Here is a 13,862-nt window from a genome sequence, read left to right on the forward strand (position 1 = left end):
GAGACGCTTCACCACTTCGCCAGAGCAGGTGTGACCGAGAAGGGTACTCAGGCAGCACTGGCGGACTGCTGGGCACGGGTGTGTGCGAGACGGTAGGAGTCGGTGCCGGTTTCGATGATGGTGCCGTCGAGGTGAGCCGGTCGACGATGGCGGCGCATGGCGAGTCCGCCGGCATGTAGTTGGCCCAGCTCCCACTCCACCGTCGAGACGATTGGTCTAATGGCGCTCTAGACGACTGGTCTAATCCGATGCTACGGTTCAGTCATGCCGGCCACCAAGATGGAAACACGCCAGAGCCTTCTGGATACCGCACGGCGGATCGTGGCCGCGAAGGGCTACGCCGCGGTCGGCATCAATGAGATCCTCGCCGCGGCCGGCGTCCCGAAGGGGTCCTTTTACCACTACTTCAGTTCCAAGGATGCCTTCGGCGAGGCGATGATGAAGAGCTACTTCGACGACTACCTCGCGACCATGGACGGCATCGTTGCCGAGAAGGACAAGAGGTCCGCGGAGCGTCTGATGAGGTACTGGCAGAACTTCTACGACACGCAAGTCGTGGACGACTGTCAGGGCGGGTGCCTGGTCGTCAAGCTCGGTGCGGAGATCGCCGACCTCTCCGAGGTGATGAGGGTGGCGACGAAAACGGGGACCACGGCGATCGTCGACCGCCTGGAGCAGATGATCACCGACGGTGTCGCGGATGGGTCCGTGTCCGTCGATGGCAGCCCCCGTACGACGGCCGAGGCTCTGTACAGTCTGTGGGTCGGAGCGAGCATGATGGCGAAGATCCATCGCAGCCCGGATCATCTCGACCGCGCCATGACCGTCACGCGCCAGGTCCTCCACGTCTGACAAGCCCCCGCCGCCTGCGGCACACCGGCCTCGGCGGCAGCCAGCAGTAGACTGGTCTATTGGAGTAGACCGGTCTAGTAAGGACAATGATCATGACCACCGACCTCATCTACTCCGACGCGAGCGAACTCGCTGAACTGATCCGCAACAGGAAGGTGTCATCCGTCGAGGTGGTGCAGGCGCACCTCGATCGCATCAAGGCGACCGATCCGAAGGTCAACGCCATCGTTACGCTCGCCGACGGTGCTCTGGAGGCTGCGAAGGCCGCGGACGAAGCGCTCGCGGCGGGCGTGGAGGTCGGGCCGCTGCACGGCGTGCCGTTCACGGTCAAGGACTCGTTCGACACCGCCGGGGTGCTGACCCAGCGTGGTTCCCCGATCTTCGAGGGCCGCATCCCGGACACGGACGCCACCAGCGTGGCGCGCATGAAGCGCGCCGGTGCGATCCTCCTCGCGAAGACCAACCTCCCGGAGTTCTCGTACTCGACCGAGTCCGACAACCTCCTCACGGGCAGGACGAACAACCCCTGGAACCTCGACCGCACGCCCGGCGGTTCCAGTGGCGGTGAATCGGCGGCGATCGCGGCCGGTATGTCGCCGCTCGGGCTCGGAAGCGACCTGGCCATCTCGGTGCGGGGGCCGGCTGCTCACACCGGCATCGTCGCCCTCAAGGCAACGCACGGGCGCATCCCGATGACGGGGGTCTGGCCGCGGGTGCCGCGCCGTGACTGGCACGTCGGCCCGATGGCCCGTACCATCCGCGACCTCGCACTGGCGTACTCGGTGCTATCCGGCCCGGACGGCGCCGACGGCTTCGCCACCGTTCCGCGCGAGTTCGACGCCGGCCTGGGCGCGTCGCCGGACCGGCCCGTCCGTGTCGGCTGGCTCGCCGACTCCGGACTCGGCCCGATCGACTCGGAGGTCGCCGCCACCGTGCAGAGGGCCGCCGAAGCCCTGCGGGGCGCCGGGGTTCAGGTGGAGGCTGTGAGCATCCCGGCGCTTGAGCGGGACAATCCTCTCGACCTCTTCTACCGGCAGCACGTCATGGAGGTGAAGCCGGCCTTCCAGGACGTCACCGCCGGTCACGAGGACCAGATGGCCCACGTCTCCAAGTCCATGCTCGCCGGCCCCGACACATCCGTGGAGGACTATGTCCTGGCCGAACAGGGCATCGAACGTCTCCGGGACGCATTCACCGAGTACTTCCAGCAGTACGACGTCCTCCTGCTCCCGGTCCTGCCCATCCCTGCCCACGAACACGGACTCACCCAGTTCACCATCAACGGTCAGACGGTGGACGCCGCCCACATACAGACGGCGACCATCCCGTTCAACCTGACCGGACTCCCGGCCCTGTCCATGCGGTTCGGCACGAGCAGCGACGCCATGCCGATCGGTGTGCAGCTGGCAGCCAACTGGTACTCCGAGTCGACGATCCTGCACATCGCGTCGCTGCTGGAGTCGCTCAGCCCCGTCCGCGACCAGCACCCCACCATCTGACAGTCGCGAAAGGCCACAGTCCAGGCGCTTCGAGGAGCGCGACAACCGTCGTGCCCCTCGAAGCGCCCGTATCGGCACCACGGACGGCTTCGCTCCGCATGGGCCGTGTGCCTCGACCGCGTCGGCCACAGCCTGCCGCACGTAGGCCAGGGCGCACTCGGCGTCGTACTCCTTGACCTCGCTGCCGAAGCCCGGGACCAGCTTCTCCGACCAGTACACCGGCTCGATTCGCGGACTGTTCGGGCTGGGGCGGAGGAAGTCGAGCATGTCGTCGACGCGGTGAACGACCAGCAGCCCCTGGTTCAGGGCGCGGTGCGGGCGATGCCCATTGGACTGCCCCGAATCCCTTCGGCCTGCCGGCCAGCGCCCGGTCCGGTCGGGTACGAGTCACCCGGGCAGTCAGTCGAGGTCGTCGAGCAGGAGGTTGACGCCTGCGATGGCGTGCTGGTGAAAGACTCGTTCGACCAGGTCGGGGTCGCGGCTACGCAGCGCCGCCAGGATGTCATGGTGGTCCTGGATTCGTTGCCGGCCTACCTCGGGGTGCGTGGCCGTGGACTCCACGGACCGCGCTCGCCGCTCCTGGCCGATCACGGACAGGCTGACGATCATGCTGCGCAGCGTGGGATTGTTGGCCGCGCGCTCGATTTCCGCGTCGAATTCGCGGGCGAGCCGCATGCGCTCGGAATTGTCCAGGTCGCGCTCGTTGACCAGGGTGTCGATCAGACGTTCCATCCGGTCGAGCGCCGCGTCGGTGATCTTGTGTGTCGCGAACCGGGCCTCCATCGCGCGCAGCGCGGCACCCGTCAGCATGAGTTCGCGCAACGTTTCCGCGGAGTGGTCGACCACGCGTAGCTGGCGGGCCGAAACCCGTTCGATCAGCCCCTCCTGTTCCAGCCGGCGCAGGGCCTCCCGAACCGGGGTCGGGCTGACCTGCAACTGGGCCGCCAGGCCGCGTTCGGTGACGCGCTCGCCGCTGACGAACAGGCCGGTGGCGATGCCCTCGCGGATCGTCTGGTACGCCTGTTCGGCCAGGGACCGGCCGCGGAACAGCGGCGGCAGATCGGAACGCTCGGAACTCATGGTCTCAACCTAGCCCTTGTTGCTGTGGCAAATAGCTTGACGATCGACTGCAGTATGCTATAGCAAGTACGCTATAGCATAGGCGACCTCGGGAGACCGGACATGACGCGACAACCAAGTCCACCGCGCGGCAGCGTGGGCATCCTGGTGCCCTCCGGCATGCTCGGCGCCGGCTTCCATCCCGACACCATCACCCGTGGCCTCTCGCTCGGCCCCGACGTCATCGCCGTGGACGGAGGCTCGACCGACTCGGGCCCCTACTACCTGGGTACCGGGCGGGCGAAGACCACGGAGCGCGCCGTGCGGCACGACCTGCGGCTACTCCTGGCGGCCGCGAGTGACGCGGGCATCCCGCTGGTCATCGGCTCCTGCGGCACCTCGGGCACCGACTCGGGCGTGGAATGGATCGCCGACATCGTGCACGAGATCTGCCTGGAGGCAGGACTGGACCTGACCGTCGCGAAGATCTTCAGCGAACAGCGCGCCGAGACCCTGCTGCCCGCGCTCGACCGGGGTGCCATTCACCCGCTGCCGCCCAGCATCGAACTCGACCCGGCGACACTCAACCGCTGTGTGCACATCGTCGGCGTGATGGGGCATGAGCCCATCGAGCAGGCGCTGCGGGCCGGTGCGGACGTGGTGCTCGCCGGACGGGCGACCGACACGGCCGTGTCCGCGGCCGTTCCGCTGATGCGCGGCATGCCGCCCGGTCCCACCTGGCACGCGGCGAAAATCATCGAATGCGGGGGTTCGTGTACCACCGACCCACGCTCCGGTGGCGTGTTCGCCCGGATCGACCACGGCGGCTTCACTGTCGAGCCGTTGGACCTGGACACGGCGTGCACGCCGATGTCCGTGGCCGCGCACATGCTCTACGAAACCGCCGACCCGTACCGGATGCGCGAACCCGGCGGCACGATCGACGTGACCGAGGCGCGCTACACGCCCGTCAACGACCGTGTGGTGCGTGTGGAGGGTTCTCGGTTCGAGCCGGCCGAGCAGTACACGGTCAAGCTGGAGGGTGCGGTGATCACCGGATACGAGACGGTGTCATTCGTCGGCATCCGAGACCCGCAGGTGCTGCGCTGCATCGACGAGTGGGCCGGACTGCTGCGCAAGCTGCTGGCTGAGCGGGTCGCCCGAGTGCTGGGGCTGGGGCCCGACGAGTGGGGCGCCGACATCCGGTTGTACGGCTACAACGCGATCCTCGGCGAGTTGGACCCGGTGCCGGCGACGCCCCAGGAGGTGGGCGTGATGCTGCTGGTCAACGCGCGGGACCAGCAGACAGCGACGGCGATCTCGCAGCTGGCCAACCCGCTGCTCCTGCACCTGCCGACGCCGGCCATGAACCATCTGCCCAGCTTCGCGTTCGCCACCTCGCCCGCACACATCGACCGGGGCGCGGCCTACGAGTTCGTGCTCAACCACGTCGTCGACGTCGACTCGCCGACCGAACTGTTCCGCCTGGAGATGCCGGAGGTGACTCGATGACGGGTTCCAGCACGCTGGGCGAGCTCGCGATCGAGGTGCGGTCGAAGAACGCCGGCCCGTTCTGGCTGACCCTCGAGGCGTTCATGCCCGACGACCGGACCTATCGGATCGCGGACGCCCTCATCACCGCGGAACTGATCAGCGAGCTGTACCACGTCGCCGCGGAGTCGCTGCGGATCTTCCGGATTCCCGACCTGCGCGTGGTCAAGGTGTCCTTCCCCCGCCCGGTCGTGCAGGGCAGCCTGCACGACCGGGACATGCACGCAGGGCAGCACCACGTCCCGCTGGCCGGCGTCGTCGTACCGCCCACGGAAGATGATGACCTGATCGCGAAGGGCCGCGGCCGTGACGACTGACGGGTTCGACCCGATCAAGCTCGAGGTGTGGTGGAGCCGGTTGGTCGCGGTCACCGATGAGGCGGCGACGACCCTGCTGCGCACGGCGTTCTCGACGATCATCCGCGAGTCCAACGACTACACCGTCGTGCTGATGAACCGGTCGGGCCGCACGATCGCCGAATGCCGAGCGGGAATCCCGGCCTTCGCCGCGCTGATGAGCGTGCTCACCGAGCATCTGCTGGAGGAATTCCCGGTCGAGACCTGGTGCGATGGTGACATCGTCATCACCAACGACCCGTGGATCGGCACCGGGCACCTGCCCGACATCGCCATGGTGACCCCGATCTTCCACGGTGGCGCGCTGGTCGGATTCACCGGCACCGCGGCCCACGTGCCCGACATCGGCGGCAATCCTGGCATGGGTGTCACCGACCTGATGTCCGAGGGGCTGCTCATCCCGCCCATGCGCCTCCAGCGTGCGGGCACGCGCAATGACGAGCTCATCACGCTGCTGTTGAGCAACGTCCGGCTATCTGATCAGGTCTGGGGTGACCTCGAAGCCCAGATGGCCGCGAACGACGTCTGCCGCCGCCGCGCGGTGGAATTCCTCTGCGACACCGACCAGGCCGACTTCGCCGCGCTGTCCACGGCGGTGCACACGACCGCGGACCGCGGCATGCGGCGCGCGATCGCCGCCATCCCCGACGGGATCTACCGATCCGTCACCGAGGCGGACGGCGTCCTCGGACAGCCCACCCACATCGAGTGCGCGGTGACCGTTCGCGGCGAGGACATGGTGGTCGACTACACGGGCAGCTCCCCGCAGGTGGAGTACGCGATCAACTGCACACTCAACTACACGACCGCGTACTCGATCTATCCACTGAAGATCCTGCTCGATCCGTTCACCCGCAGCAACTACGGTTCGTACCGGTCGATCAGGGTGACCGCGCCGCAAGGCTCCATCCTCAACCCCGTCTTCCCCGCGCCGGTTCTGGCCCGGCACCTGACCGGTCATCTGCTGTCCTGCGCCGTGTACCGCGCCCTGGCCGATGTGCTGCCGGACCGGGTGATCGCCGACAGCGGTGGGTCGCCCGCACTGCGGGTGCAGTTCTCCGGCCGCACGCCGGTGGGGGAGCCGTTCGCGCTGCTGCTGTTCGCCAGCGCCGGGATGGGCGCGGGCGCGGCGCATGACGGCCTGCCCACCACCGCGTTCCCGACCAACTCCGGCGGAGGCAGCATCGAGGCCCTGGAATCCAGCGCGCCGCTCCTGTTCGAGAAGAAGGAGTTCCGCGCCGACTCAGGTGGGGCCGGCACTCATCGCGGCGGCCTGGGCCAGGACATCGAGGTCAGGAATACGACCGACGCGCCGCTGCGGGTCGTGCTGCTCGGCGACCGTTCGGAGTATCCGGCGCTCGGTGTCAACGGCGGGCTGCCGGGTGCGGTGGCGCGAGTCGTCGACGACGAGGGCGCGGTACGCGCCCTCAAATCGCTGTCCGCGGTGCGACCCGGTGGCGGCCTCACCATCTCCTTCGCCGGCGGAGGAGGGTACGGGCCGCCCGCCGGCCGCGACCGAGCCGCCATCGCCGCGGACCTGCGTGAAGGGTTCATCACCCATGAAGCCGCGATCCGCGACTACGGCACGGATTCGGTGATACGAGCAGAAAGGCCGGTGTCTGAACCGTGAACCGGACCGTACGAATCGGCGTCGACGTCGGCGGCACGTTCACGGACATCGTCCTGCACGACGAGGCGCTCGGCGTCACCGCGATCGGCAAGCGACTGACCACCCCCGAAGCACCCGACCGTGCCATCGTCGAGGGAATCAGCCAACTGCTGGCCGATACGGGCATCGCGATCGATCGGGTCGACAGTGTGGTGCACGGAACCACTTTGATCACCAACACCGTGCTGGAGCGCACCGGGGCCACCGTCGGATTGATCACCAACGAAGGGTTCCGCGACATTCTGGAGATGGGGCGCGAAATCCGCTTCGACGTCGAGGATCTGCACGCCCGCCCCGCCCCGGCCATCGTGCCACGGCACCTGCGGCACGGCGTGCCGGGTCGCATGCGGGCGGATGGCACCGAGCACAAGCCGTTGGACGAGGAGGCGGTACTCAAGGCCGCCCGCAGTCTGGTGCACGGGTCCGGCATAGACGCGCTGGCCATCGCCTTCCTGCACTCGTATGCGAATCCGACGCACGAGATCCGGGCCCGCGACCTGGTGCACGAGATATTTCCCGATCTGCTGATCACGCTGTCGGCGGACGTCGCACCGGAGATCCGCGAGTACGAACGCATCAACACCGCGTGTGTGAACGCCTACGTCCAGCCGATCGTGCACGGCTACCTCGACCAACTGGAGCACGAACTCGCCGGCATCGGATTCACCGGGCAACTGTCCATCATGTTGTCCGGGGGCGGCATCACCACCATCGACCAGGCCAAGGCGTTTCCGGTTCGGCTTCTCGAGTCGGGGCCCGCGGCCGGGGCGATCGCGGCCGCATTCCTCGCCACCGCCGCGCACGAGCCCCGGGTCATCTCCTTCGACATGGGCGGCACCACCGCCAAGATGTGTCTCGTCGAGAACGGACGTCCGCACATCAAGCACGAGTTCGAGGCCGCCCGAACGGAGAAGTTCCGGCCCGGCTCGGGACTCCCGCTCCGGATGACGGTGGTCGACATGATCGAGATCGGTGCCGGCGGCGGATCGATGGCCGCCGTGGACGATCTCGGGCTGCTGAAGGTGGGACCGCGCAGCGCCGGTTCGGCGCCGGGACCGGTCGCCTACGGACGGGGTGGTCGGCAGCCGACCGTCACCGACTCGGACCTGCTGGCCGGATACCTCGACCCGGACCACTTCCTCGGTGGCGACCTGGCCCTGACCTTGCCCGATGTGCGGCGCGCCGTTCAGGCGCTCGCCGACCGGCTCGGTGTCGACGCGTCAAGTGCGGTCGTGGGCATCCAGGATGTGGTCATCGGGAACATGGCGGCCGCCACTCGCATGCACCTTGCCGAGAGGGGCCGAGACCCCCGGCGATACGCCCTGATGGCGTTCGGCGGCGCTGGTCCCGTGCATGCCTACGAACTGGCCAAGAGCCTGAAGATCCCGAGGGTCATCGTCCCGGTCGGCGCCGGTGTCATGTCAGCGTTCGGGTTTCTGGTGGCCGCCCCGACCGTGGACGACGTCCGCGGATATCCGGTCCCGCTGACCGCCGTCGACTGGAACAGGGTCACCACCCTGTACACGGACATGGAAACCCGGGCGCGGCGACTCCTGCAGCGGTCCACCACCGCCGATCTGGCCATCACCCGGACTGCCGACATGCGCTACGTGGGACAGGGTTTCGAGATCACCGTCGCGCTACCGGACGGCATGCTCGGCCCTGGCCACGAAGACGACATCCGACAGGCGTTCGTGGAGACCTACCGGTCGGTGTTCGGACGCACCATCCGCGACGGCACACCCGAGTTCATCAACTGGCGAATGTCGGCTCGCCTTCCCGCCACCGAGGTCAGCCTGGCCTACCAGCCGTCGCGGGCGGTGGCGGCACGCGGACGACGAGCGGTGCACTTCACCGGCTTCGGTGTGCTCGACGTGGAGGTGTATGACCGATACACGCTCCAGCCCGGAATGACCTTCGCAGGCCCGGTGCTGTTCGAGGAACGCGAAACGTCCTGCGCTGTGGGCCCCGACTGCACGGTGACCGTCGACCCTCATCTCAACCTGGTCATCGATCTGATCACCGATGCCCCCTGACAGCGAAGGAGCAACCGTATGACGGCCACCAGCCCCGAACTGATCGAGGCGCTCGCCGCCTGGGACACCCCGGCGCTGAGCAACGCACTGGACGCGCTGCGCCTGCGGTCGTACAACACGGGCTACACCAACGGCTCTGTACACCGGGTCACCGGAGCCGCGCCGATGGTCGGGCGAGCGGTCACCGCCCGGATGGTGGCCCGAGACGCGGGCGAGGACGGCATCCCCGTCTCCCAACTGCACCGCGCGATCGCGGAGACGGACGGTCCGGTCGTCGTCGTCCTGGAAGACCGCGACGATCCTGCCGGAGCCGGCGCGTTCCTGGGCGAGGTCAATGGCAGCCTGCTGGCCGCACTACGCATCCAGGGCCTGATCACCAACGGCCGGGTCCGGGATGTCAATGAGCTTCGTACGTTTCCCTATTCGGTGTACGCCACCGGCCTGTGCGTCGCCCGTTCTCATATGCGGCTGGTCGACGTGGGCACCGACGTCACGGTCGCCGGCCTGACGGTCCGGCCGGGTGATCTCCTGCACGGGGACGAGCACGGCGTGCTGAACATCCCGGCCGAAGCGATCCCCGGCATTTTTGCGAAAGCCGAGGAAATTCGCGAAGAGGAGCAGAACATCGTCACCTGGTCTCGGTCAGCCGATTTCAGTGTCGAGGAACTGCTGCGGCTTCGGCGGGTGCGTCATTGAACGCGGTTTTCACCCGACCGACGGCGAGCCGCACCGCTTCCAGGTAGTGCGGGACGGCATGCAGGGTGATGGCCACCAGCACGACGGCGCGCCACGTCGGGCGCAGTCTCGACCACCCGGGTAGGGAAAATTCTGATCACGACCGCTCCTGTCGAATCGTTCGCGAGAACGATGATGGCCGAGCGTTCCTTTCCGAATCCTTTCACGCGAAAAGGCAGGTGAAAGCCTTCTGTAAGGAAGGGGTGGCCAGACTGGCGCCCATGCATGTAGTCACTCGATACTGTTTGCGCCACAAAGGTTGGATCGTGCTGGCCTGGCTGGCGCTCACCGTCGTCGGCGCGCTGGCCACCGGACCGGGGGTCAACCGGCTGACCCACTCGTTCGCGACGCCGGGGATGTCCGGTTACGACGCCAACCTGCACCTGTTGCGGACGTTCGGCATCGACGGCAACGAGCAGCCCACGATCGCCGTGTTGACACTGCCGGCCGGCACGGGCATGGACACCGCGGCCGGTCAGAACATCGCGGCCCGGACCTTCGCGGCCGCCGACCGCGCCGGGCATCTCGCGGTCGCCGACTACGCGAACACCCACAACCCCAAACTGATCTCCGCTGACCACCGGACGACCTGGGCCGTCTTCGACATGCCCAACCCCGACATCCCCTCCGGGGCCGGGGTCATGGACCGCATCGAGCCAGCCCTGAAGGCAGCGGCACCCGCCGGTGTCACCGTCTCGGTCACCGGATTCGAGCAGCTCCAGAGCACCGGCCCCAGCAACGCCGGCAATCCCAGCGTCCTGGTCGAAACCGTCATAGGCGCGGTGGGCGCGCTGGCGGTGTTGCTGTTCGTGTACGGGTCGGCGATCGCGATCGTGCCGCTGCTGATCGCGATTCCGTCGATCCTGACGACCTTCCTGCTCATCTTCGGCATGGAGCGATTCACCGACGTCAGCTTCCTCGCCGAGTACCTGGTCGCGGTGATGGGGCTGGGCGTGGTCGTCGACTACTCGTTGCTGCTGGTCACCCGCTGGCGCGAGGAACGCGAGGCGGGGAAGTCGAACCAGGAGGCGATCATCGCGGCGAGCCCCACGGCGGGTCGCGCCGTCATGCTCAGCGGGCTCACCGTCGCGATCGGACTGCTCGCGCTGGTGATTCTTCCGGTGCCGTTCCTGCGCAGCGTCGGTCTGGCCGGCATGCTCATCCCGCTGGTCGCGATCGCCGCGGCCACCACCCTGCTGCCGGTTCTCCTGGCCACCTGCGGCCCCGTACTGGACCGGCACCGTGTCCGGCGTGGCTCGACGACCTTCAGCCGAGGCTGGCAGCGCTGGACCGGCATGATCGTGCGCCGCCGCTGGATCGCCGCCATCGCCGGGCTCGTCATCCTCCTCGGGCTGGCCGCCCCCGCGCTCGTCATGAACACCGGCCAGCCACGCGCCAACTCACTCGGCGGCGCCGCGCCACCCGCCGTCACGCTGCACAACCTGGAGGCCGGCGGGGTGCCCAGCGCGGTCACCTTCCCGATCCAACTGCTCACCCACGGCGGACCGGTCGCCGCCGACCGCGCCGCGGCCATCGCCGCCGCGACACCCGGCGTCTACACGGTTCTCGCCCCGGCGACGCCGTCGTTCCGCCACGGCGGCGAATCGCTGATCAGCGTGATCCCGACCGACGAGGGCAGCACGTCGGCCGGCGTCGCGACCGTCGCACGGCTGCGCGCCGCCCTCGCGGGCGTGCCCGGCGGCGTCGAAGTCGGCGGCAACACGGCACAGAACTCCGACTTCACCACGGCGGTGTACGGCAACTTCCCGCTGGTTCTCGCGGTGATCGCGGTACTCACGTTCCTGTTGCTGGCCAGGGAGTTCCGCTCGGTCGTCCTGGCGGTCAAGGCGGTCGTGCTCAACGTGGTCTCACTCGGCGCGTCCTTCGGCTTCCTCGTGGTCTTCTGGCAGTACGGCATCGGCTCGCACCTGCTCTACGGCGTCGCCGCGACCGGTTCGATCCGCAACTGGATCCCGATCCTGTCGTTCGCGTTCCTGTTCGGACTGTCCATGGACTACGAGGTCTTCATCCTCGCCCGGACGCGCGAGGAGTACGACCGGACCGGGTCGACCAATGACGCGATCGTCGGCGCCCTGGCCCGCACCGGACGGCTGGTCACCTGTGCCGCGGTGATCCTCGGCATCTCGTTCGGCTCACTGTCCAGTGCCCCGGACGTCGTCGTCGAAATGATCGCCACCGGCCTGGGCTTCGGCATCCTCGTCGACGCGCTGGTGGTGCGCACCCTGCTCGTCCCCGCCCTGGTGGCGCTCATGGGTCGCTGGAACTGGTGGCTACCGGACCGACTGGCCCGCCTGCTCCGTGTTCCGCCGACCAACGCACCGGAACCGCCGACCGTCACGAAGCAACCGGTCGGCGCCTGACCTGAGGAAGTCTCACATGACAGAGCCATCGCCCACACCGGGTGGCCCGCTCGACCGGGACACGGACACCGACCGGCCCGACCTCCCACCACTGACGATCGGCGACCGCATGGACCGGCTGCCGATGTCCCGGTGGCACCGCAGAATGGCCGTCCTGATCGGACTGGGCGCGTTCTTCTGCTTCTTCGAAGTCGCCCTCGGCAGCTTCTTCGGCGTCCTGCTCGGCACCCAGTGGTCCCTGACCACTGTGGACAAGTCCCTGGTCGTCGGAGCGGCGTTCGTGGGGGAGATGCTTGGGTCGCTGCTGCTGGCGCCGCTGGCCGACCGGTTCGGCCGCCGCACGCTGTTCCAGATCAACCTGGTCGCTTACGCGGTCCTGTCGCTGGCCACCGCGTTCGCCCCGAACCTGTCGGCGTTCCTCCTCCTGCGCATGCTCACCGGGGTCGGCTTGGGCGCCGAGCTGACACTGTTGGACATCTACCTGTCCGAGCTGCTGCCCGCGCCGTGGCGGGGCCGGTACATCGCGTGGAGCTACACCCTCGGGCTCACCGCCGTTCCGGTGGCCGGCGTGCTGTCCAAGCTCGTCACCGGGCCCGTGCTCGGCATGGCCGGCTGGCGCTGGCTGCCGATCCTGGCGGCCGGCGGCGGTCTGTTCGTGTGGGTGGCGCGCCGTCGCCTGCCCGAGTCACCCCGCTGGCTGGCCGCTGTCGGCCGGGCCGCGGCGGCCGACGACATCCTCACGTCGATCGAACGGCAAACCGGGGCACCGGTCGACCAGCCCGTCCCCGTCGCGCCCGCGCCGGTGCGGCAGGACCCAGGCAGGTACCGGAGGCGGTCGCTGCTGATGTGGCTGATGTGGATCTTCACTCCGGTCGGGTTCTACGCCTTCGCCTCGATCGCGCCGATCGTCCTGCAGTCCAAGGGGTTCAACCTCTCGAACTCGCTCACCTACGCGGCGCTGACGGCCATTGGCTACCCGCTGGGCTCCCTGTTGTCCGTCTGGCTGACCGAGCGGTTCGAGCGCCGCACCCTGGTGGTCGCGTCGACCCTGGCCGCAGCCGTGTTCGGCGTCGTGTTCGGCCTCGGCACCAACGCCGGTGTTGTGATCGCCGCCGGCATCGCCACCACGGTCAGCACCATCATCCAGTCCAACTTCGTGCACATTTACCAGACCGAACTGTTCCGCACCGCGAACCGCAGCACCTCCATCGCCATTCCGTACGCCGCGTCCCGGCTGATCAGCGCGATGCTGCCGTTCGGCGCCGTCCTGCTGCTGTCCGCAGTCGGGCCCGGCGGCCTCTATGCCGGCTGCGCCCTGCTGCTGGTGGTGATGGCCGTCGCGGTCCGCATACTCGGCCCGCGCACCAACAAGCTGCGGCTCGACACGATCTAAGTGGCACCGTGCGCATCCTGATCGTCGAGGACGACCCCGCCCGTCACCCGGGATGACGCTCCGGTGGAGTCGACCAGCAGGGAGGTGACCGTGCTGGAGTACCTGATGCGCCAACGGGGGCGGGTGGTGTCCAAGGCGGAACTGCTCGAACACTGTTGGGACAGCGCGTACGACGGCGGTCTCGCCGCGGTGGAGGTGCACATCCACCTCCAGGCTTGCCAAGCGGAGCGTTGCTCCGTATATTCGAAATCGGAGCGACGCTCCGGAACTGATTGTGCCAGCTCACCCCAAATCATCCCTCCTACTGGCGAGGACCCCTCATGAGTGACAC

11 protein-coding genes are annotated in these 13,862 nt (G+C 68.1%); 10 read left to right on the forward strand and 1 reads right to left on the reverse strand.

Features of this window, described 5'->3' with window-relative positions; genetic code table 11:
• The first annotated feature begins 279 nt into the window (after positions 1-279).
• Complete coding sequence (locus tag NE234_RS42760) at positions 280-852, forward strand: TetR/AcrR family transcriptional regulator (protein WP_256530301.1); 573 nt, start codon at positions 280-282, stop codon at positions 850-852.
• Positions 853-944: 92 nt separating this feature from the next.
• Complete coding sequence (locus NE234_RS42765) at positions 945-2,351, forward strand: amidase (RefSeq protein ID WP_252786898.1); 1,407 nt, start codon at positions 945-947, stop codon at positions 2,349-2,351.
• Positions 2,352-2,750: 399 nt separating this feature from the next.
• Here NE234_RS42765 and NE234_RS42770 read toward each other — a convergent pair whose 3' ends face one another.
• Positions 2,751-3,431, reverse strand: coding sequence for a GntR family transcriptional regulator (locus NE234_RS42770; protein ID WP_252786899.1), 681 nt, complete (start codon positions 3,429-3,431; stop codon positions 2,751-2,753).
• Between the two features lie 102 nt (positions 3,432-3,533).
• Here NE234_RS42770 and NE234_RS42775 point away from each other — a divergent pair, with 102 nt between their 5' ends.
• The 8 genes from NE234_RS42775 (at position 3,534) to NE234_RS46215 (ending at position 13,855) form a co-directional block, all read left to right on the forward strand.
• Positions 3,534-4,922, forward strand: coding sequence for an acyclic terpene utilization AtuA family protein (locus NE234_RS42775; protein WP_252786900.1), 1,389 nt, complete (start codon positions 3,534-3,536; stop codon positions 4,920-4,922).
• Positions 4,919-5,278: a DUF4387 domain-containing protein gene (locus tag NE234_RS42780; protein WP_252786901.1), complete on the forward strand. Its 360-nt coding sequence runs from the start codon at positions 4,919-4,921 to the stop codon at positions 5,276-5,278. The genes NE234_RS42775 and NE234_RS42780 overlap by 4 nt, the downstream gene beginning before the upstream one ends.
• Positions 5,268-6,947: a hydantoinase B/oxoprolinase family protein gene (locus NE234_RS42785; RefSeq protein ID WP_252786902.1), complete on the forward strand. Its 1,680-nt coding sequence runs from the start codon at positions 5,268-5,270 to the stop codon at positions 6,945-6,947. Before NE234_RS42780 ends, NE234_RS42785 begins: the two co-directional genes overlap by 11 nt.
• Positions 6,944-9,022, forward strand: coding sequence for a hydantoinase/oxoprolinase family protein (locus tag NE234_RS42790; protein WP_252786903.1), 2,079 nt, complete (start codon positions 6,944-6,946; stop codon positions 9,020-9,022). The genes NE234_RS42785 and NE234_RS42790 overlap by 4 nt, the downstream gene beginning before the upstream one ends.
• A gap of 18 nt (positions 9,023-9,040) precedes the next feature.
• Positions 9,041-9,718 carry an RraA family protein gene (locus NE234_RS42795; RefSeq protein ID WP_252786904.1) on the forward strand — a complete coding sequence of 226 codons (678 nt, stop codon included), beginning with the start codon at positions 9,041-9,043 and terminating at the stop codon, positions 9,716-9,718.
• Between the two features lie 305 nt (positions 9,719-10,023).
• Positions 10,024-12,138, forward strand: a complete 2,115-nt coding sequence (locus tag NE234_RS42800) for an MMPL family transporter (protein WP_252786905.1) — start codon at positions 10,024-10,026, stop codon at positions 12,136-12,138.
• A gap of 16 nt (positions 12,139-12,154) precedes the next feature.
• Positions 12,155-13,531 (forward strand): MFS transporter, encoded by a 1,377-nt coding sequence (locus tag NE234_RS42805; protein WP_252786906.1) that lies wholly within the window; start codon positions 12,155-12,157, stop codon positions 13,529-13,531.
• A 63-nt stretch (positions 13,532-13,594) separates the two neighbouring features.
• Positions 13,595-13,855 carry a winged helix-turn-helix domain-containing protein gene (locus NE234_RS46215; RefSeq protein ID WP_406567142.1) on the forward strand — a complete coding sequence of 87 codons (261 nt, stop codon included), beginning with the start codon at positions 13,595-13,597 and terminating at the stop codon, positions 13,853-13,855.
• Positions 13,856-13,862: the final 7 nt, after the last annotated feature.

The sequence above is a fragment of the Actinoallomurus rhizosphaericola genome, assembly GCF_024055675.1.
Classification (GTDB): Bacteria; Actinomycetota; Actinomycetes; order Streptosporangiales; family Streptosporangiaceae; genus Actinoallomurus; species Actinoallomurus soli.

Bases quoted from the DNA above. Each gene is read 5' to 3' on its own strand.
- NE234_RS42760 (WP_256530301.1), top strand. From the start codon at position 280: ATGGAAACACGCCAGAGCCTTCTGGATACCGCACGGCGGATCGTGGCC.
- NE234_RS42765 (WP_252786898.1), top strand. From the start codon at position 945: ATGACCACCGACCTCATCTACTCCGACGCGAGCGAACTCGCTGAACTG.
- NE234_RS42770 (WP_252786899.1), bottom strand. From the start codon at position 3,431: ATGAGTTCCGAGCGTTCCGATCTGCCGCCGCTGTTCCGCGGCCGGTCC.
- NE234_RS42775 (WP_252786900.1), top strand. From the start codon at position 3,534: ATGACGCGACAACCAAGTCCACCGCGCGGCAGCGTGGGCATCCTGGTG.
- NE234_RS42780 (WP_252786901.1), top strand. From the start codon at position 4,919: ATGACGGGTTCCAGCACGCTGGGCGAGCTCGCGATCGAGGTGCGGTCG.
- NE234_RS42795 (WP_252786904.1), top strand. From the start codon at position 9,041: ATGACGGCCACCAGCCCCGAACTGATCGAGGCGCTCGCCGCCTGGGAC.
- NE234_RS42805 (WP_252786906.1), top strand. From the start codon at position 12,155: ATGACAGAGCCATCGCCCACACCGGGTGGCCCGCTCGACCGGGACACG.